20 protein-coding genes are annotated in these 19,659 nt (G+C 64.2%); 6 read left to right on the top strand and 14 right to left on the bottom strand.

The window, feature by feature from the left end:
* Positions 1-309 precede the first annotated feature (309 nt).
* The 11 genes from EO156_RS05885 to EO156_RS05830 form a co-directional block, all read right to left on the bottom strand.
* Positions 310-525, bottom strand: coding sequence for a hypothetical protein (locus EO156_RS05885; protein ID WP_033482609.1), 216 nt, complete (start codon positions 523-525; stop codon positions 310-312).
* A gap of 91 nt (positions 526-616) precedes the next feature.
* Positions 617-901: an SEC-C metal-binding domain-containing protein gene (locus EO156_RS05880; protein WP_230577957.1), complete on the bottom strand. Its 285-nt coding sequence runs from the start codon at positions 899-901 to the stop codon at positions 617-619.
* A gap of 677 nt (positions 902-1,578) precedes the next feature.
* Positions 1,579-2,382, bottom strand: a complete 804-nt coding sequence (locus tag EO156_RS05870) for an SDR family oxidoreductase (protein WP_016850844.1) — start codon at positions 2,380-2,382, stop codon at positions 1,579-1,581.
* Between the two features lie 41 nt (positions 2,383-2,423).
* Entirely contained in the window at positions 2,424-3,950 is a 1,527-nt protein-coding gene (locus tag EO156_RS05865; RefSeq protein ID WP_016850845.1) for a GMC oxidoreductase, read from the bottom strand.
* Positions 3,947-5,311 carry an alpha/beta hydrolase gene (locus tag EO156_RS05860; protein ID WP_016850846.1) on the bottom strand — a complete coding sequence of 455 codons (1,365 nt, stop codon included), beginning with the start codon at positions 5,309-5,311 and terminating at the stop codon, positions 3,947-3,949. Before EO156_RS05860 ends, EO156_RS05865 begins: the two co-directional genes overlap by 4 nt.
* A gap of 292 nt (positions 5,312-5,603) precedes the next feature.
* Positions 5,604-6,272: a glycosyltransferase gene (locus tag EO156_RS05855; protein WP_003490408.1), complete on the bottom strand. Its 669-nt coding sequence runs from the start codon at positions 6,270-6,272 to the stop codon at positions 5,604-5,606.
* The gene (locus EO156_RS05850) at positions 6,269-6,871 is read right to left on the bottom strand and encodes a class I SAM-dependent methyltransferase (RefSeq protein WP_016850847.1); all 603 of its coding nucleotides are present in this window, start codon (positions 6,869-6,871) and stop codon (positions 6,269-6,271) included. Before EO156_RS05850 ends, EO156_RS05855 begins: the two co-directional genes overlap by 4 nt.
* Positions 6,868-7,626: a PIG-L family deacetylase gene (locus EO156_RS05845; RefSeq protein ID WP_016850848.1), complete on the bottom strand. Its 759-nt coding sequence runs from the start codon at positions 7,624-7,626 to the stop codon at positions 6,868-6,870. The genes EO156_RS05850 and EO156_RS05845 overlap by 4 nt, the downstream gene beginning before the upstream one ends.
* Positions 7,614-8,132 carry an acyl-CoA dehydrogenase family protein gene (locus tag EO156_RS05840; protein WP_016850849.1) on the bottom strand — a complete coding sequence of 173 codons (519 nt, stop codon included), beginning with the start codon at positions 8,130-8,132 and terminating at the stop codon, positions 7,614-7,616. Before EO156_RS05840 ends, EO156_RS05845 begins: the two co-directional genes overlap by 13 nt.
* Positions 8,133-8,999: 867 nt before the next feature.
* Entirely contained in the window at positions 9,000-9,590 is a 591-nt protein-coding gene (locus EO156_RS05835; protein WP_016850850.1) for a class I SAM-dependent methyltransferase, read from the bottom strand.
* Between the two features lie 285 nt (positions 9,591-9,875).
* The gene (locus tag EO156_RS05830; RefSeq protein WP_016850851.1) at positions 9,876-10,355 is read right to left on the bottom strand and encodes a BLUF domain-containing protein; all 480 of its coding nucleotides are present in this window, start codon (positions 10,353-10,355) and stop codon (positions 9,876-9,878) included.
* Between the two features lie 321 nt (positions 10,356-10,676).
* On the opposite strand from EO156_RS05830, the gene EO156_RS05825 reads away from it, so the two are divergent.
* Together EO156_RS05825 and EO156_RS05820 are read left to right on the top strand one after the other, a co-directional pair.
* Positions 10,677-11,093: a hypothetical protein gene (locus tag EO156_RS05825; protein ID WP_026007178.1), complete on the top strand. Its 417-nt coding sequence runs from the start codon at positions 10,677-10,679 to the stop codon at positions 11,091-11,093.
* A 347-nt stretch (positions 11,094-11,440) separates the two neighbouring features.
* Positions 11,441-11,794, top strand: coding sequence for a hypothetical protein (locus EO156_RS05820; protein ID WP_016850853.1), 354 nt, complete (start codon positions 11,441-11,443; stop codon positions 11,792-11,794).
* A gap of 270 nt (positions 11,795-12,064) precedes the next feature.
* Here EO156_RS05820 and EO156_RS05815 read toward each other — a convergent pair whose 3' ends face one another.
* Positions 12,065-13,894 carry a hypothetical protein gene (locus EO156_RS05815; RefSeq protein WP_029829013.1) on the bottom strand — a complete coding sequence of 610 codons (1,830 nt, stop codon included), beginning with the start codon at positions 13,892-13,894 and terminating at the stop codon, positions 12,065-12,067.
* Positions 13,895-13,907: 13 nt separating this feature from the next.
* A complete protein-coding gene (locus EO156_RS05810) occupies positions 13,908-14,507 on the bottom strand; it encodes an NfuA family Fe-S biogenesis protein (protein ID WP_016851581.1) in 600 nt (199 codons plus the stop codon).
* An 88-nt stretch (positions 14,508-14,595) separates the two neighbouring features.
* Here EO156_RS05810 and EO156_RS05805 point away from each other — a divergent pair, with 88 nt between their 5' ends.
* The 4 genes from EO156_RS05805 (at position 14,596) to EO156_RS05790 (ending at position 18,560) form a co-directional block, all read left to right on the top strand.
* Positions 14,596-14,952, top strand: a complete 357-nt coding sequence (locus EO156_RS05805; protein ID WP_003489213.1) for a 4a-hydroxytetrahydrobiopterin dehydratase — start codon at positions 14,596-14,598, stop codon at positions 14,950-14,952.
* Complete coding sequence (locus tag EO156_RS05800) at positions 14,949-15,371, top strand: energy transducer TonB (protein WP_005931423.1); 423 nt, start codon at positions 14,949-14,951, stop codon at positions 15,369-15,371. The genes EO156_RS05805 and EO156_RS05800 overlap by 4 nt, the downstream gene beginning before the upstream one ends.
* A gap of 265 nt (positions 15,372-15,636) precedes the next feature.
* Complete coding sequence (zupT, locus tag EO156_RS05795; protein WP_003489216.1) at positions 15,637-16,455, top strand: zinc transporter ZupT; 819 nt, start codon at positions 15,637-15,639, stop codon at positions 16,453-16,455.
* A 293-nt stretch (positions 16,456-16,748) separates the two neighbouring features.
* Positions 16,749-18,560: a DUF3300 domain-containing protein gene (locus EO156_RS05790; RefSeq protein ID WP_016851579.1), complete on the top strand. Its 1,812-nt coding sequence runs from the start codon at positions 16,749-16,751 to the stop codon at positions 18,558-18,560.
* A gap of 32 nt (positions 18,561-18,592) precedes the next feature.
* Here EO156_RS05790 and EO156_RS05785 read toward each other — a convergent pair whose 3' ends face one another.
* The gene (locus EO156_RS05785; RefSeq protein WP_003489220.1) at positions 18,593-19,579 is read right to left on the bottom strand and encodes an RluA family pseudouridine synthase; all 987 of its coding nucleotides are present in this window, start codon (positions 19,577-19,579) and stop codon (positions 18,593-18,595) included.
* Between the last annotated feature and the right edge of the window lie 80 nt (positions 19,580-19,659).

The following is a 19,659-nucleotide window of genomic DNA, read 5'->3' as shown; positions in this document are numbered from 1 at the left end:
TGTATATTATGTCCTGCTGGCTTCTGTGGCTTCATATGCGTGCCGCCTCCAACGCGGCCCTGAGTGTTGCCGGTGGTTGCTGCCACCGGCAAGAATTGCCCTGATAGGCAGTAAAAAACGGGTCAGCAGTCGGGTTACCGCCCGGCCCTGACCCGCACTCTTGCGCGGCTCCAGCCGCTAAGTGCAGAGCGGCGCATCCATGCGCCATACCCGCAGGGGCGCAGCCCCTGCACCCCACAAGCAGCCACACCGCGACTATCGCCGAGGCCGCTGCAATTCGGAACTGGGCAACAGACACGGGCGCGGCGCTCAGACTTGCTCTGCGCGCCGCAGGCGCGCACCCGCATGCCCAAGCGCCGCGCCCTGTACCCGATGACCGTGGCCGCCACGCCGCGCGATCAGCGATAGCTCACGCCGGTAGTAGCCGATGAAGGTGTCAGCGGTCTCAAGCATTGAGGCGAAATAGACCTTTTCCTCAACAGTTGTAGGACGTTCGGAGCGCATTTGCTCGATAACGTCGCGCATCTCATAAGCCCGAGCCAGGGCTGACCGAAGGTAATCGGGATCGGATTGGCGTTTCACAGAACACCCCCGGCATTCGGTGACGCGTCACGATTTAGGTCCACTCCGGATGGCAGTGCTTGGCCTTGCGACCACTGCCACATGGGCAATCTTCGTTGCGGCCAACCTTGGCCTGAGGGCGCTTCACCGGAGTCACCACAGGATTTGCCGCTGATCGAGCCGGAGGCCTTGAACCTGATTTTGGAGGCGCTGCGTTGAATGGAGCCGACAACTCCCTCCGTGTGCGCTTCACCTGTTCCGAAATGCAAAACAGGATGTACGCGTTCAGGCTGACGCCCAGAAGCTGCGCGTGAGCCTTGGCTTCTTCGACTACGTGCATCGGCAACCTGAGATTGAGCTTGTGTATGGCATCGTTCATGGCCCCATTGTGGCCCCATTATGGCCCCATCGCAAGAAACTCCAGACACCAGGGAAAACCCTTGGTACGACTGGTTCTGAGGCTGAATTTCAGAAGGCGCGTGTGCTTTGTTTAATACGGGACAAGCCCAAGGGCGCGCCCCGGCTTCGCCGGGGCACGCCTGGATGGCGGCAAGTTGATCGCGGAGAGCATCACGCTCACGCATAAGCGGTCCCATGCATTCAGCGCGACGGAATAGCAGCGAAAGCCAGTCCAAATCTCTGGCGCGAATCTCACGCCCCTCAGCAGTCACCAAAGAGCCGCGATGGTTGATGAAGCAGCTGGACCACTCCGGGTGAATCAGAGAGCCATGGCGGTACACGCGTAGGAGCTTGAAAGCGGCGTAGCTGGGCCGAGCCCTACCCGTCTCCCAATGGCCGATGGTTCGAACGCTGACGTTGAGGAAGCGCGCGGCGTCTTCCCGAGTGAATCCACTGAAGATTCTGGCGTCTCGGAACTGTGTGTTGCTGATTATAGAACGATGCGCAGATTTGTATAACGACCCTTTGCGGGAAGCCTTTGCTGCGCTCTGTATATTATGTCAAATGCTGTTCGTGCTTCTCTTTGATTTCACTTGCCGCTGCACCGCGCCGCCCGCCTCAGCCAGCGATGGTGAATACCGAGCCCGAGTCCACGCGCACGCCGGCGCCGTTGATGAAGCTGGCGCGCTCCGAGCACAGGAATGCGACGACGGAGGCCACTTCCTCTGGCCGGCCGCGCCGCTTCAGCGCCATGCTGGGGCGTTCTTCATCCAGGAACGAGGCAATGGCTTCTTCGACACTGGTTCCGTTCTCATGCGCGCGTTTTTGCATCATCTTGTCGGTCATCGGCGTTGCGATGAACGCGGGCGACACCGTGTTGACCAATACATTGTCGGCGCCATAGGCCTTTGACAGCCCCTTGGCCAGGCTCAGGATGCCGGCCTTGGACGCGCAGTAGGCCAACTCATCCACGTACGGCTGCACTGCATCTTCGGACGCGAACAACACAATCCGCCCCCACTGCTTGCGACGCATGGCAGGAATGGCCTGGCGGCACATGCGCACCGCGCCCATCAGGTTGATGTCCAGCGTTTCGAGCCAGCCGGCATCGCTGACCTCCAGGAAATCGCCGGTGGCGCCGGTGACGCCGGCGGCGTTGACGTAGATATCCGGTTCCCCCAGTTGCGCGCGCACCTGGGTCCAGATGTGGATGACGTCCTGTTCCTGCGTCACATCGCCTTCGATGGCGATGATCTCCCCCAGGCCGGACAACTCGGCCACTGCCTGGTCGAGCGTACCATTGGGAAGATCGGTGATCGCCACGCGCACGCCGGCTTCGAGCAGCTGGCGCGCAGTCTCCTTGCCCATGCCGGAGTCGCCGCCACTGATGAGGGCGATCCGCTGTTTGATTCCGAGATCCATATTGAGCTCCTGGTCGTTGAGTACGTGGTGGCGCAGTGCTGCTAGCGCGCAAGGAAACGTTCTGCGGTGCGCAGCGCGAGTGCCATTTGGGTCAGTGCCGGATTGGCTGCCAGTGCGCTGGGAAACACCGAGTTGTCGCAGATGTAGAGGTTCGGCACGTCGAAGGTGCGGCCATCTGGATCGACCACGGCCTGTGCAGGTTCGGTCCCCATGCGGCAGGTACCGAGCGTATGCGCCGAGCGCGCAGCCGCGAAGATGTTGCGGGCGCCTGCGGCTTGCCAGACCGATTGAAGCAATGCGCGCGCATGGGCGTCGTTGGCCTGCTCGTTGGGACCGTAACTGAAATCGATGCGCGCCTTGCGCTGCCCGAAGGCGTCCCGTTCGTCGGACAAGGTCAGGCGATTGGCGTCCTGCGGCAGACATTCGCCATTGATGCCGATACCTGCCAGACGGTTGTAGCGCAGCAGCGTTGCGACCAGGTCCCTGCCCCACAGGCCGGCACCGCGCGCCAGCGTGTTCGCGAGCGTGACCGGCTGTACGCCCAGGCTCTGCACCAGATAGCCGCCGATGAAGCTGGCATCCGCCGGGCGCACCATGTCTTCGGTAATGAGCGAAGATGCATACCCTCGATTCATGCGCATGTCTGCGTCGAACTCACCCCACACCTGGGTCACCACGTGCGCCATGAAATTGCGCCCCACCTGCCCGCTGGAGTTGGCCAGCCCCAGGTTGAGCAACAAGCGCGGTGTCTCCACACCTCCTGCGCACAGGAAGACGGTGCTGCAGCGCTGGCGATACTCCTGCCCATGCTGGCGATAGATCACCGCAGTCGCTGCGCCGTGGCTGTCGCGTTCAAGATCGACTACCCGGCTGTCGGTGCGCAATTGCGCACCATGCGCTTTGGCCAACGGCAGCCATGTGATGTCCACGCTCACCTTGGCGGCGTTGCTGCAGCCCTGGTGACAGGCACCACAGTTGTTGCAAGCCGCACGCTGGCCCCAATGCGGCTGCTGATGCGGCCTGGTGACCAACGCGGCGGGTGCATCGGTGGTCCGGATGCCAAGTGCGCCGCAACCTCGTTCCATGGCCGTGGCCGACGCATTGCGTTGTGGTGGCCGATACGCATAGCTGCGCTCGGGGTCCCACGGATAATGCATGGGACCGGAGACCCCGATGAAGGTCTCCACGCGACGAACGTAAGCGACCAACTCATGATGCGGGATCGGCCAGTCGGCGCCCTGCCCGGTCTGGGTCAGAAGGCTGAGATCGCGCTTGTCCGGCCGCCGACAAAAAGCGCCCCAATGCAACGTCGAACCACCGAGCCCGGAGCCCGAATTATTCGGCCCGAACGCAGTGGGCGTTTGCCCACCGCTCAGGCGCTCGTCCATCCAATAGATGCCGGTGGTCAACTCATCGGGAATGTGCGAATCCGGCGTAAATGCCGCGCCGGCTTCCAGTACGACCACCGAAACGCCGGCTTGCGCAAGCCGCGCTGCGAGCGGGCCGCCCCCCGCTCCGCTGCCGACCACCACCACATCGACGCTGTCCTGGCCACCAGCGTTGCTCATTGGGCAGTCTCGGGCGCACGCAATTGCCAGTGCTCATCCCGACCCGCTGCCGTCTCTACACAGCCCACGGGGCCATTGCCCGTGTCGTTGCCGACGGCAAAACCGTCGTAGCCCAGCGCGGCCATGGTGGCGGGAAGGCTGGTCCAGGTGCGCACCACATCGGCACGTACATCCTCGAACCAATGCGCCAGTTGCCCAGCATCCAGGCCGTGCGCAGAGGTGTTGCCCATCACCGCGTACGCGATCTCCTGCAGCCAACGGTCCTGTTCCTCTGCCGACCGTTCGACAAAACCCCCGGCCAGTGAATCGAGTGCATCCAGGCCAAGCGCAATCGCCAGGCGATCGTCTGGCAAGTCTGCGTACCGCCATCCATCTCCCGCGCCTTCTGCGAGCTGCAGGTCGATACGCCGCGCAATCTGCGCCGCATCGCCCGCGCCATCCAGCACGCGTGCAGCCACGGCCGCGAGCACGTTCATCTGCCGCGGGTTCAACACGCCCTTGCCGCAGGCCGGTGGACCCGCGTGTCGGGCGAGCAAGGTCTTGCGCATGCGCGGAGCGACGCGCTCGGAGTTCAGCAGGGCAATGAAGTCTTCAGGCAGGCAGTTTTCAATGCAGCGGTACACGTGCGCTGCGACCAACTGCGCCAGTTCCCGCGGCTGCTCATAGGGAATCAGGTGCGCGGCGTTGGCCACGATGGCGAGCTGCGCATGCGCATAGTGCGGCGCATTCAAGCGCCGCTGCGCAGCCTCGCCCAGATCGCCATCCTGGCCACCTGCGACAATCACTGCCGGCACGCCGATGCACCCGGCCTGCGCGGTGCAGTCTTCGCGGCTACCGCGGGTGAGCCATGCCATCCATGCACTGGGGGCGGTGCGCAGAACGTCGTTGATCGCGGCGTCCCTGCGTTCATCAGGCAGTGGAGCGGCGCAGTTGGCATCCACGAATTGTGCAGCCTCCATGCGCGTAGGCTGCCCTGTTTCGAAACAGGCAAGCATGGTGCGGCGCCGCGATTCCTGCATCGGTTCGGGTGCCGGGGGCGACGCGGCAACGAGCACCACGCCCGCCAAACCGGCAAGGCCCGCCACACCGTCGCGCGCACGAGCCGCCGTCAAGGTGGCGATCTTCCCGCCCATGCTGCGCCCTACTGCAAACCAGCATGCCGGTTGCCGCTTGATGATTTCAGCGCTAAACCAGTCAACAAGCGCGTTCGTGTTGCAGTGGCTCAGCGCAGGCGCATCGCCGAATCCAGGAATGTCCAGGGCAATACAGTCGAAGCGAGTACCTAACTGTGCGATGACATGGCTCCACTCATGCCGGCTGGCGCCGAGGGCATGCAGGAAGAACAACGTTGGCTTGGCCATGTCGCACCTTGTGTGTCGGTTCGGCATGGTGGCGCACGCTTCGTCCACGCCCCGTGCAGATGAGGTCGACAGCCGGTTAGCAGTTGTCAGGCATTAGTTGGCCAGATGCCGTGGTTCAACTGCGGCGATGGACACGGCGCGGATGCAACTCAAATCGCGGTCTCGCAAGACCGTAGCCCTGCAGTCGTTGAAGCGAAGCCCCTTTTGGTTGAAGGGCATCTGCTGAGCGAATCAAATACATGCGGCATGGCCATGACACCCTAAAAGACAGTTCCAAGCGTTGCGCTACCGTCTACGCATGCACACAGGTCGAGGCTTCCAGCTGTTTCAAAAAATCCGAGAAACCGCCAATTGCCCGTGCCTGCCTGCGGGCACTGGTCCACACCACCGAGCGTGGCGACCAGGCGATCGACGCGTTGATCGCCTGCAGCGCGTGCACCAGCGCAACGTCTTCGCTGCAGGTCACGGCAGGGAACCCACCGCATTGTTGATAGAGCGCGGCGCTCACACCGAGGTTGGCGCCGTGAATGCGACCATGGCCTTGTCCAGTTGCCTGGTTCTGTTCGAACCTGCAACGCACTTCATCGGAATAGTCCAGCCAATCCTCCACCTGCACGACACCGCAGAACACATCCGCGTCGGCCTTGCGCTGCTCCACCAGCCAATCGGCGGGAACGCGGGAATCAGCGTCGGTCACGGCCAGCCAATCGGCGCCCAGTGCAATGGCCTTGGAGGCTGCTGCGGCCCGCGCAATGCCGACGCCTCCGGGAACGGGCACATCGATCACGCGCGCGCCCAACGCCTGTGCCAGCGCTGCTGTTGCATCCGTGCAACGGTCTACTGCGACGATCACCTCCACAGGCTCGCGCAGTTCGGGGTGCGACGCGGCGAGAAAGACCGATGCGAGGCAGGCGGCCATGCATTCGGCCTCGTTATGCGCCGGAATGATGACGGCGATCATCGCAAGCCTTCGTGCTGCGCCACCGACAACGGTTGCGCGGTCCACGCTTCCAGCAGGAAATCGCTGTCTTCATAGCGATAACTCAGCGGCAAGGTGAGCAGTCGGGCGATACCGGCATGGACCGCGATTCCATCTTGATGTGCCTGTTCGAAAGGATGCTTCCAGTGACAGGCCACCAATAGTCCCTCCGGCGTGATCGCCTGCTGCAGATGCGCGATCAGCTCGTCGAGTTCGGACGCGGCGAGGTAGTAGCCGATCTCGCTCAGCACGATCAGGTCGAAACTTCCCTCCGGCCACTGCTGCGGATGGCAAGCCTGCACGATTTCGACATTGCTTCGCTCTCCTACGCGTTGCTTTGCCTGTTGCACCGCAGCTGCCGACATATCGGTTGCCAGCAAGCGTTCGCAGCGGGCAGCGAGTCCACAGGTTGCTTCGCCGTTGGAACACCCCAGTTCCCATCCCCGTGCAAATCCCTGCCGAGGCAAGGTTGCCAGCAGGATGTCGCGTTTGCGCTTTTCGTACCAACGCGTCCCATAGCCGAACGGATCGAGCTGCCGGTAGATGCTGTCGAAATAATCGGCGTTGGCCTGGGCGTTCATGGGAGAAAGACCTCGAAGTCGCGCTGAAACCTGGCCAGCGCCCAGTCGGGAAGGATGGGATTGCGCAGCGCAGGCGTGAGGTGACCGGTCTGCGTCTTGAACGCGGCCATCGCCTGCATCTTTGCAGCGTAAGCATCGGCAGAAAGCACCAGACGCGTGGCCGATGCCAGCATCTGACTGTGGTCGGGGTCGTCCCAGTGCCATGCCCATATCGGAAACTGGATCAACCGCGCTCCGCATTGTGCAACTGCGTTGCTCGCCGCATCAGCGCAAGCTTCGTGGTCGGGGTGTCCATCGCGCGCATACGTCACCAGCACCACGTCGCGTGGTTGCAGCAGATCGGCCAGCCGCGCGCCAAGTGCGTCGACTCCCGCACGTACCTGGCCATCTCCCGCATCCAGCCTGACGATGCTGGATGGATCGATGCCCAGGCGCGCCAGCGCATCACGCAACTCCTCACGACGCGCAGCTGCTAGCCGCGCGGGCGGCCATGCGTCGTCCTGCGGGTAGGCCGCTTCGCCATCGGTAACGGAAACGATCAGGGCCTGCCTTCCCGATGCGATCGCCATCGCAAGCAGCCCGCCACACCCCAGCACCTCGTCATCGGGATGCGGAGAAACCACCACCACACGTGTCGCGGTGCCCAGCAACTGTTCGAGGCTGCTGGTGAGCAGCGCATTCAACTGACGCGATGCATGCCAGCGCTGTTCGCTGACGCCTTGCCCTGCGATCTGCTCGCCCCTCACAGCAGCCATGGGTTGACCTCGCGTGCGTGCAGCTGCTCCCCCAGCCACTGCTCGTCTTTTTCGCCGTGGGACTGGCGGATGAAGGCAGCCAGGTCGGCGCACCGTTGCGCGTGCACGGCATCGCAGCACAGTGAGGCAGGCCCCAGGACCAAGGCGGCGCGTTCGATTACGTCCCGACAGATGCGATCCATTACGCTCCGTAACCGAATGACAGCCAGTTGATGGCTTTGGGTTGGAGCGTTGTCGATCGCATTCGCCAGGTCTTGCAACATCAGCCGTGCACCCGTCAGCTGTTCGTCGATGGCACCCAGGTGTGCTGCGGCAAAGGGGTTGCCTGCCACGCGTAACGAGCGGCGGACATGCTCGGCAATGGCTGCGGCGGCGCCATACCAGCAGGCCGCGATGCCTGCCCCGCCATGCCAAAAACCCGGCCGCTGCAAATAGAATTCCGGCTCACCCAGCAAACTTGCCGGCGCAGTCGCGAAATGACCATTGCCCGTTGGAATGCCGAGCATGCCTGGTCCGTGCCACTGACTTGCATCGAGCTCGAAGCATCCCTGCCCTAGCGTCACTGCGGCAAGCGGCTGCCGATCACCGTTTCTGACGGTTACCAGTGCGTGTGTCACAACGTCTAGCTCCGCGCTGCACCACGGTTTGATACCGGACACGGTGCTTGAGCTCGCCTCATACGTCACGGTGTCATGCGGCCCACCCGCTGCCCACACTGCCCACACGGCTCCATTCGAAGGCAATGGCTGGCCGGCCTCGGAAAAAATCGATACCGCGTCGTAATGCGCTTCCAGCACTTTGGCAAGCGGCAAGCTCGCAGCACCCAGCCTGCTCAGCGCCTGCCAGCGAGCGTACGTACGTCCTGCGCCAGGGTTGGGAAGTTGCGGCGTCAGTCGCAAGTACTCACGCACGCATTGCGCGAGCGCTGGACTTGGCGATATCGAAGGTGTGCCCGGCAGATCGTCGCGGGCGAGTGCTGATTGATACATAGCTCAATCTAGGCGATCGCTCGTCAATCCCAAGTGAGCCGATGACCAATTCCCTCACCGCGACCGCAGCTGGATGGGAAGAGTGCTTGGCTGCTTGGCGAGGGACGCGAGTCGACGATGCGAGCGTGGCTTCAACAATCAGCACCGATCGCAATACCGCGCGTAAGAAATGTCACGCCGTGTCTGCGTTCGTTTAAGGGCAGCGAACAGAGTTTTTGCGACGCGTCGTCACCGGACTCATCCGAGACGGATGATCGATTGTGCTACCGAATGTCGCTTCGAGCCGCAAAGAATCGACGGACCGCCCCTCAGCAGAACAACCACGCAACAGCACCGGTTGGAATCATCGAGCGCTTAGCCGCCGCGCAGACGCCCGCTAGCGATTCAGTCTGCGACGCGCACTGCCATGAACTGTCCGTTGCCGACCGGCAGCTCGCTGCATCGGAAGGATATGTCGGCACGGACAGCCTGCATGAAATCTGCCATCTCCGTCGCGTGCGAGGTGGCGTTGTCCACCACCAACAGGCCAGTACCGCGCTTGAGCACACGGCGCAGCTGCGGCCACCACCGCGCATAGGCACCGCGGTCCGCGTCCAAGAACAACAGGTCGACGCTGCCATCGTCGGCAGTCTCCAACCATGCGCCTGCATCGCCCAGCACCTGTGTGATGTGTGCCCGTAGTCCGGCACGCACGAAGTTCGCAGCCGCCAGGACGGCCTTGTCCTCGGCATGTTCCAGCGTGATGACGTGTCCACCGACGGCAATGACAGCTTCGGCCAGCCACAGCGTGGAGTAGCCATTCGAAGTGCCCACCTCTACCACCTGCCGCGCCCCCGTCGCATGCACGAGCAGGGCGAGCAGTTCGCCGGTCTCTGGGGTGATATTCAACATGCGTTTGCCACGCGCGGTTTCCACCGCATCGTTGTCGGCCCCGAACCGCGACAGTTCCTCTTTCAAATCCCGCAACGTGCGCATGCCTTGACCGCCTGTTGATTGATGCAGTGTGTGCCATGGCCTTGGCATCGCCATTCAACGCCTAGTGCACTGCACCGTGATGCGAGCGAACCGGATGCGCGACGCGCCTGCCTGATACAGAGTGCTCGCTATTCGCTATTTGCTATTCGCCGAAAATAACGCTCTGCGTCGCTTTCGATATCGCTTGCCTCAAGAGCACTGCAGGCATGGCGCACGCAAACCAGCTGCAAGAACCTCCCAGGCTGGGCGCCCTGGCGATGCGACAGCCCGTTTACGCGCGCCTGGTCATACATCAGCTGCCGGCGGCATGGCCCCCTCCCAGAACTCCAGCAACCGGCACACAGGCTCTGGCTTGTTTCCCGCAGACGACAGCGCAAGGCGGGTGCGCGACCAGCGTTGCGCGCTGAGCTCGACGATCGACCCGGGGAGCACTTTCCGGCAGGCCATCTGCCAGTCGGGAAAGTAACGCTCGACGATGGAACCGTTGTAGACCTCCGCAATCAGGTGATGGCGCGAAGACCGCTTGATGCGATCATAGGTGTGCTGCACTCCGGCAGGTGGGCCCTCGAAATACTGGAAGAATCGATCGCCGTCGTAGATCAGGACACCAGTGATGGCGGCCAGCGAGTTGTGTGCACTGGAAGAGACAAGCAGCCGGTCGACCTCCCCCATCGACATGGGACGACGCACCTCGCTCACGTAAACGATGGCTTGCAGCGGTGGATTTGCCAAGAACGCATCTCGATAGGTGATCTGCTCCAACATCCATTGCTGCAGAGTCGTCAGCGCCGGCTCCTCCTGAAGTCGCTGCGAGCGCCAGTATCAGGGCGCGACGCACCGGTTTGCAATGGAGGCATTACAATTTGCTTATACGTAGCGGCGATGTGCGTCCATGGGCCAGCATGCTCACCCGCCTCGGCTCGTGCAGTGCCATGCTGGCAGGCCCGTGGATCCGATGGACGGCGCGCGAAGACGCTGACGCTGAAGCAGTGGCTGCCCGAAGACGTGACCGCGGTTTCACCTGAAGGAAGTCGACAAATGCGCGCATCGCTCCAAGGCTACCCGCACCCTCAATCACGCCAGACGATGAACGTCGGCAAGGATGACCTCCATCGCGTCCCTTTACTGCCTCTGGCAGTGCTCGCCGTCATGTCGCTTGGCGGATGCGCCACCACGCCCCGGGCGACGGGTCATCTCATTGAAGGCCCTGTGCGCCTAGGGGAGATGGCAGCGGTCGATGGTCCCAGAGTGCGGCCAGATCGAGTGGTGGAAGACAGCCGCTGCCCTGCCGATGTTCGATGCATCGTGGAAGGCCGACTGATCGTGAGTGCGACGGTCCTGGGTGGCGGATGGTCAAAACAGGTTGACCTCACATTAGGCATCCCGGTCCCGATTGCCGATGGCATGTTGACGCTGGTGGATGCCACGCCCCCGCCCATCGCCCCGGAAACCGCCGCACGCGCTGCGGCACGCTTCACCTTCACATTCCAAGGCGGTCGCTAGTCAAGCATGCCCTGAAGGCTACGATCCGCATCTTGCGTCAGCGACCACTTCCAGCGGGCTCGAAGTTGCCTGCCCTACTTTCTTTAAATTGCGCTGATCGCAGGCCGAATGCACTGGATCGCCACTGCGAAATCCAATCCAGCTGGTCGGGCGCAATAAGATCCCGCCCCCATTACCGCAGCGATTGAAACGTTTCTCGTAGGTGGTCGACCAATGCGGGCGGATTTTCCATCGCAGCAAAATGCCCGCTCGCCCCGACCCGCGCGGCAATCGTCGAGAAGGTCAGCGCGGAAGCGTGGGTGCGTCTGCAGGCGGCCCTGCCCGACGGCGACCCCCCGCCCGATCCCATGGCAAGCCTGCGACGCATCACGCACGCCTTGGTGGAAGACCTGGATCTGGTCATCTACAGCGTCAACGAGATGGGCATGGAGGTCGCCGAACGCGGCAACACCTACTACGCCGCGCCGGAGTGGGAGTCGTTCCAGGCGCATCTGGGTGCTTTCTTCTTGCACGGCCAGCAGTGCGGCGTGTTCGGTATCGAAATGCCGGCGTCCTGGTGGAGCGACTTCTATCTCTCGTGCCTGTTCGGAGCCGGTTGGGCTGTGGCCACCGGCCGACTGGCACAGGCGTCGGTCGTGCGTGCGGTCGTGAGCTCGTTCCTGGACGGCGCACGTTCCGGTTCGCGAGTGCAATCTCCCTAGCCGCAAGCCGGGACAACACGTGATTGATCGCGTTTGCTCAGTTGGAGCGATCGGTCTCCAACGAAGCGGCAAGCCCGTTCGCCAGTGGTCGGGCACGGTCTGCAGGCGATGCGCGAGGATCACCTACCGCATCATGTGCTGTCGGCCGTTGATGCAGACGATGCATCTCCACGCGCCCCGAGACGCGCCAGCACACCGTCGAGCGAAGGGTCGCAGGCACCGAATCTCTGCGATCAGGCAGACAGCGCCGCACCTCATCGTGCGTCACGCTCACCCGCCGTTATGGGGCAGCGCGCCATTGTCTTCCTGCAGCTCCCGCTTGAACGGCACGTCCGGCGGTGGGCGCGCGGTTGCCGGTTGATCGTTGAGGTTGGGGTCGCTCAGGCCGCAACCGCCGCCGAATTGCAGGAGCGACACCACGCAACTGATCTTGGTGGTCGTGCCCGGAATCGGAATCTCGATCTTCTTCAGGCCGCGCCGCACCCACTCCTGCAGCAGCGTCTGGTTCGGCATCCAGTACTTGTCCAGCGATGTCGGCGTGTAGCCGTACGGCGGACGTTTAAGCCAGGTGCCGCCCTGGGCAATCTGGTCGCGGGTCCAGGTATCGGTCTCACTGCCTGGTGGTCCGCGGTCACCTGTCGCCTTGCCAGCATCACCGGTTCCGGTGGCCACCTTGACGCTGCCATCGGCATTGAACATGCCGTTGCGCTGGGTGTTGGCACCTGTCGTGTCGCCTTGCCGATTGCGGTCGGATTTGCTCCAGTCGTCGGCGTTGGCGGCCACGTCCCACCCGCCGCTGCGATCGGCAGGCGTCGGGCCGGCATGACTGCTGGCGGCGGGCTTGACGGGCGACGATGCAGCGGCCGCCGCGCTGCTGGAACGCTCGGACTGAGCAGGACTGGCCCGCGACTGCGCAGGTTGCGCGGCTGCTTGCGCGGATGGCGCCGCCACGGTGGCCGGCTGCGGGTCGGGAGTCGCAGGCGCAGGCGCCGCTGGCACGACAGGTGTCGCCACTGGCGCAGGCGTCGGATCCGGTACGTTCGGCAGCTCTGCAGGACGCACCGCGACGTCAGGCATGCGCACCGTCGGCGAGATCTCACGCAGGCGTGCAGCCGGCGCGGCGATTTGCGGGCGCTCGGGGATGACGATGTCGCGCTCGCGCACCGTTGGGGCCGTGGCGGTGCGCATCGCTACATCCGTGGCCGGACGTTGCAGTTCGCGCACCTGCGGACGTTCGGTCACCGTCTGGATGTCGCGTTGACGCACCTCGACCTGCGGTGCTGCGCGTTCGATCGCACGCGGCGTCAGCGTGATCGTTGGCGGCGGTGGTACGACAAAGTCGGTGGTGGCGACCTGGGTTTCGGTGACCTGCAGCGGCGATTCGATCGTCACCGGCGGCACCTGTACCGTCACCTGCGGAATATCCGCGGCGACGGTTTCGCTGGCAGCTTGCACCGGTTCCGGCGCATGTTCCGGTGCCTGGGCCGTGTCGGGGCGCTCGACAGGATCGGCCGCTGGCTGCGCTGGTGTCGGTGTCGGTGTCGACAATGGAGCTGGCTCGCTTTTCGCCGCCGATGCACCCGCGTGCGCTGGCGAAGACGCCGCAGCTGCAGCCGCCTGCGTCGATGCCTCAGCCGCAGGTTGCCCTTCCCCGCCGCCCTGCTCTTCCGCCCCATCGCCGATCAAGGTCATGCGCACCCGCGATTCGTCGCCGGGTACGGTTTCCTCCGGCGCCCAGCGCACGGTGACCACCCAGACGAGCAGCGCGATAAACCCGAGGTGGATGAGAAAACTGCCAAGCACCGCCAACCAGTGCTGCCGACGCTGATCCTTCGGGCGCGGGTCCCAGTGCTGCCACCACAGGCTGCGGAACGCCTGGAACGGCGACAGGAGAGAGACGCCGGCCACACCGCGCCGGGCCGGCTGCTCACGCGCCAACAGCACATCCATGACCTGGTCGTCGTTGAATGGCGCAGCCACGTGCTTGCGGTTGCCCATCCAGATGCCCCAGCCATACGGAAGGCCGGTGCGCCGATCCACAATGAGCTTGCCGGGCATGCGCGCGCGCAGTGCCTGCAGCAGATCGGCAGCCGTTGTCACCGGTGGTGCGGAATCAGGCCGCGCTGTCGCGCGGAATGTAGGGGGCGTCGCCGGTGGCGTGGTCGGTCGCGTCGCGTACCGCAGTCACGCCGGGCACGCGCCCCATCAAGGTCTTTTCGATGCCCTGCTTCAAGGTCACGTCGGCCATGCCGCAGCCGTGGCAACCGCCGCCGAAGCGCAGCAACACCACGCCCTCGGCGGAGACTTCCTGCACGGCCACGCGTCCGCCATGCGATGCCAGCTGCGGGTTGATCTCGTTTTCCACCACCCAGCGCACACGCTCGACCATCGAAGCCGACTCTGCGGGCGCTTCTCCCTTGATCTTGGGCGCCTTGATGGTGAGCTGCTGGTTGCCGGTGGACTGGGTGACGTAGTCGATTTCGGCGCCATCCATCCAGGGCACGCTGGCGGCGACGACATACAAGGTGAAGCCGTCGCAGTCGATCGCCCATTCGTCGCCGCTCAGGTCCGCCGGTTCGGCGAACTCAAGCCGTGCATCGGCGCGCGGGGTGCCCGCATCCACCGCGCTCAGGCGCACGCTCATGCCGGGCACGCCCTCGCGTTCGATGAGCTTGCGGAAATAGGTCTGGGCTTTGTCGGATATCTGGATCATGCGGGTTATTCTACCGCTCAAAGCGCCCTCGCTCATGGAACACCGTGATCCTGGTGGGCGCACCGTCCGCCACCCCTGCGAGACCGTCATGACCGATCTGATTCCCCTGGAGCAGGCGCATTGCCTCCCGCGCAAAGGCAGCGACCACAAGCTGGGCGAGGCGCGCCTGGCCGAACTGCTGCCGCAGGTGCCCGGCTGGGAGCTGGCCGAGGCCGGCATGGCGCTCACGCGCACGTTCCGCTTCGCCGACTATTACCGCACCCTGGCCTTTGTGAATGCGCTGGCCTGGATCGCCCACCGCGAAGACCACCACCCCGACCTGGGCGTGCATTACGACCGCGTCGTGGTGCGCTATTCCACCCATGACGTGGGCGGGCTGAGCGAGAACGACTTCATCTGCGCGGCCAAGACCGCGCAGCTCTACGATCAGGGAATCACTGCATGAACATGTATCGCGCTGCGCTCGCCGGTCTCATCGTCGCCACCGGCCTTGGCGGCTGCGGCAAGTCGCCACAGCAGGCCTCTGCTCCCACCGTCGCGCCCACCGAACTGGCTGCCCTGAAGACGCCACCGCCGGAATATTCGCCGCAGCTGGCCTGCGCCGGTATCGGCGGCACCACCGTGCTGCGAGTCGTAGTCGGCGCTCAAGGCACCCCCACCGACGTGTCGGTGGCACAGAGCAGCGGCCAGCCCGTGCTCGACGAAGCGGCCCAGAAGCGCGTGCGGGAATGGCAGTTCAAGGCTGCCACCCGCAATGGCCAGGCCGTGTCGCAGACCATCCAGGTGCCGGTCTCGTTCAAGCCGCCGGTGCCGCGTCCAAACGAATGTTTCGCCATCGAGGAACGCGCACGCCGCGGCGGCTGAGGACCGCGCAGGTCGCTGACGCCTCGTTTCTGCACGGCACAAGCGCACCGGCACAAATGCATGAGCGCCAGCGCCCTGTTCGGGCGCGCTTGAGTTTCGCGCCTGGGTGACGCTGGCGCAGATGCGCTACTTTTCGTCTTCAACACCACGTCTTCGTCATCGCGGCATGGCCATCCTGCTTCCCCGGAGGTCGTGCGTATCTCGCGAGCTGCAGTTGCCACGCTCTCCGCAGGAAGTTCTTCATTCCACCAGGACGTCGCGCCACATGCTTGCAGTGTCATCACACAATCTCTGGATCGCGCTTGCGGTCACGCTGGCCGCCGGGCTGGCGACCGGGCTCGGCAGCCTCATGGTGGTGTTCGCCAAAAAGCCCAATCCGCGGCTGTTGGCGTTCGGTCTGGCCTTCGCCGGCGGCGCAATGGTGTACGTGTCGCTCACCGAGATCCTCAACAAGTCGATCGCCGCGTTTTCCCAGGCTTACAACGACAAGCTCGGCTTTACCTTCGGCACACTGACCTTTCTGGGCGGCATGCTGCTGATCATGGTGATCGACCGCCTGGTGCCGAATCCGCACCAGAGTTTGTCCAGCGACGATCCGCAGTTTCGCGAAGACAACCGGGCCTATATACGCCGGGTTGGCCTGATGACCGCCGTCGCGATCACCGCGCACAATTTTCCGGAAGGATTGGCGACTTTCTTCGCCACGCTCGAAAGCCCGGCGGTCGGCATGCCGCTGGCGTTCGCGATCGCCATCCACAATATTCCCGAAGGCATTGCGATCGCGGTGCCGGTGTATTTCGCCACGCGCAACAAGTTCTATGCGGTGGGCGCCAGCCTGCTCAGCGGGCTGGCCGAACCGGTCGGTGCAGGCATCGGATATCTGGCCTTGTTCAGCGTGCTCTCGGACGCGGTCTTCGGCACCGTGTTCGGGCTGATCTCCGGGGTCATGGTGTTTCTGGCACTGGACGAGTTACTGCCGGCTGCCAAGCGTTACGCCCAGGGTCACGAGACCGTGTACGGCTTGGTCTCGGGCATGGGAACGCTGGCGATCAGCCTGGTGTTGTTCCGCTTCGCAACGCCGTGAAGCGCGTCGTGCGCTGGCATCTCATGATGACCTGGCCGCAAAGTCTGCTGCGCCAGGGGCTGACAGCCGTCTTCAGCGACACCATCGCTGTCTTGTCGATGACGAGTCGATGCGCGCAGCCTGCTTGAAATCAACCGCGTGCGTTTCGGCGCACCTTCGTGGCAGATGGCTTCCCGCACTTCTGCTGAACACCGTCGCGCCTGGTCGACTGAAGCGCAGTTTTAGAAAGGTTCCAGACATTCAAACCGGCGCATGGTACGCGCGTCATCAACGCGCACACAGCGAGGTGCCGTATGCAACGCACATGGTCACAAGGACGCCTTGCCTTGGCGCTGTCGATCGCATCCACCGGCCTGATCGCGCTTGGCGGGTGCCAACGTACTGACTCACCGGCGCCGGCCGCCGCCGAGCCTCCGCCGCCTCCCAGCGCGATGGCAACGCCGGCTTACACGCCGCCCACGGCGGACCAGCTTTACCAATTGGTCGCGCCGATTGCCCTGTTTCCAGATAAGTTGCTGGCGCAAACGCTGGCGGCGTCGGTCTATCCCGATCAAGTGGCCACTGCGCAGGAATGGCTACGCAGCAATAGCGGTTTGAGCGCTGCCGATCGCGCGCAGGCCACGGTGTCGCAATCGTGGGATCCGAGTATCAAGGCACTGACCGCCTTTCCTGATGTGGTGGCCCAACTGGCCGGCAATCTGGATTGGACGCGTGCGCTCGGCGATGCCTATGCCCACGACCCCAACGATGTGCTCAACGCGGTGCAGATCATGCGCCAACGCGCCCAGGCCAGCGGCCATCTGCGCAGTACGCCGCAACAGCAGGTGCAGGTGGCGCGCCATGTGGTGGTGACGCCCATTCTGGATGAGGGCCGCATCCCGCCGCCCGCGCAGGTGATCACCATCGAACCAGCGCAGCCGGACGTGGTGTACGTACCGCGCTACGATCCCGGCGTGGTCTACGGCACGCCGGTCGATGTCTATCGGGAGTATCGCTACCGCCCGGTCCGCTGGTACGACGAAGGCGGCGTCGTCACCACCGGCCTGGTGTCGTTCGGCGTCGGCGTGTTGGTGGGCGGCGCACTCGAGCACCATCACGGTTGGTTCGGCTGGGTCGAGCCGGCGCCTGTCTGGCACCGCTGGGGCTGGAACAGTTGGGGTGTGGATTGGAACGCGCCGCCGGCCGCACCGCATTACGTGGTCTACCAGAACCATGTCTATGCGCCGCGCACCACCATCATCAATAACCGAAATACCTATATCGATACGCGCTCCTATGTGAATCAGGATCGGCGCCATTGGTCCAATCCGACATCCGCGTCTGCGGCCGGGATGTCTCCGGCCAGCTTCCACGCAGCGCAGGTGGCCGCTCTACCGGCAGCGGTTGCCAACGCACGTGGGCCTGGCGGGTTTGCAGGAGCCACCACGCCGGCGCCCTCGCCCGCCCAGCTGCATCGCCCGCCCGACTATGCGCATCTGGCCGCACCGCATTTCAGTGCGCAGATGCTGCAGCCAGGCCGCCCGGTAACCCTGAACGCGTCGCAGTCGCCGCATGCTGCGCCCCTGACACCTGCGGCCCGTCCGATGCAGCCATTGCTCTCTGGGATGCGTTCGCCGCGCGTGCAAGCGCCGGCATTCGCATCGGCTGCAGCGCCTGCGCGGGTGAATGACCTGCAGGCCGCACAGCAGCGCGTGGCGCAGATGCACCCAGGTTCGCGGGCAGCGCAGGAGCAAGCAGCTGCAGCCACCCGCGCACATGCCGGCATGTCGCCGCACGATGCATTCGCGAGCCGCGACGCCCGCGACAGCCAGTTCCGAGCGCAAGCCCAACCTGCGCAATGGAAGCCGCTTGTGCAAGAGCAACGGCAGCTGCCGCCCCATCAGCAATTCGCATCCGCAGCATTGCCGCGTGTCGAACATGCCCAGCAGTCGCAGCCGCGTTACGAACCGCGCCCGGTCATGAAGGCAGAGCCGCAGCAGCACATGCAGCGGATGGCGTCCTTCGTCCCGCCGCGCGCCGCTCCGACACATCAGGCCGACATGCACCAGCAACGCCCGCATCCGTCGGCGCAGCCGCAACATCACGACCACCGCCACGAGGGCTGAGCCAGCGCGCTGGCGCAGCCGCCACGGCTGCGTCAGCGACCGAGCTGGTCCAGCGCCTCGGCCAGCTCTGGCGCCAGCGGCGCGCTCAATACATACGGCGTCTTGCCGGCATCCAGCGCGAACTCCAGCGATGCGGCATGCAGGAACAGCCGCTTCAATCCAAGCTGGTCGCGCAGGCGCTTGTTGACGTCCGCCTCGCCGTATTTATCGTCCCCTGCCACCGGGTGCCCCAGGTGCTGGGCATGCACGCGAATCTGATGGGTGCGGCCGGTCTCGATGCGCACTTCGCAATACGAATGCCCGCCGCGCCGTTCCAGCAACTTGAAATGGCTCAGCGACGGCTTGCCGATCGCATTCACCTGCACATGCCGCTCGCCTCCCTGGCGCAGGCCGATGTGCAGCGGCGCGTCCACGGTCATCACGCCGTCGGGCATGCGGCCCACCAGCAGGGTCAGGTAGCGCTTGGTGATACCGCGCCCTTCGACGCGGTCGTCTTCACGCATCAGGGCCTGCAGCTCGGTCAGCGCCGAGCGCTTCTTGGCCACGATCAATAGGCCCGATGTATCGCGATCGAGCCGATGCACCAGTTCCAGGCTCTGGTTCGGCCGCAGCGCCCGCAGCGTCTCAATAGCGCCAAAACTGATCCCGCTGCCGCCATGGCTGGCGACTCCGGACGGCTTGTTGAGGGCAAGCAGGCGCGCATCCTCGAACACGATCGCCGCTTCCAGCCGCGCCATGAACGAGGACGGTGGCGCTGCCTTGTCGTCCTCGTCGTTGATGCGTACCGGCGGAATCCGCACCTCTTCGCCGCCTTCGAGCTTGCGCTCGGCCTTGGCCCGCCCGCCGTTTACCCGTACCTGGCCGCTGCGGACCAGCTTGTAGATCAGGCTGCGCGGGGCGCCCTTGAGCTGGCCAAGCAGGAAATTATCCAGCCGCTGCCCAGCACGGTCTTCCGGAACTTTGAGAATGCGCACGCCGACGCGGTCGGCCGGCGGCTTGGGGGGCTGGGGGTCGGTCATCCGGCTCTTTATTCTGTTACACTCGGCGAGCGAGATAAGGGTTTGATTTTGTTGGAAGTTGATTGGCCAGAAGCCTGACT

The organism is Xanthomonas sp. DAR33341 (assembly GCF_003992815.1).
Taxonomy (GTDB): domain Bacteria; phylum Pseudomonadota; class Gammaproteobacteria; order Xanthomonadales; family Xanthomonadaceae; genus Xanthomonas; species Xanthomonas cissicola.
The sequence above is the reverse complement of the archived record's forward strand: the minus strand, read 5'-3'. Positions and strand labels throughout refer to the sequence as shown.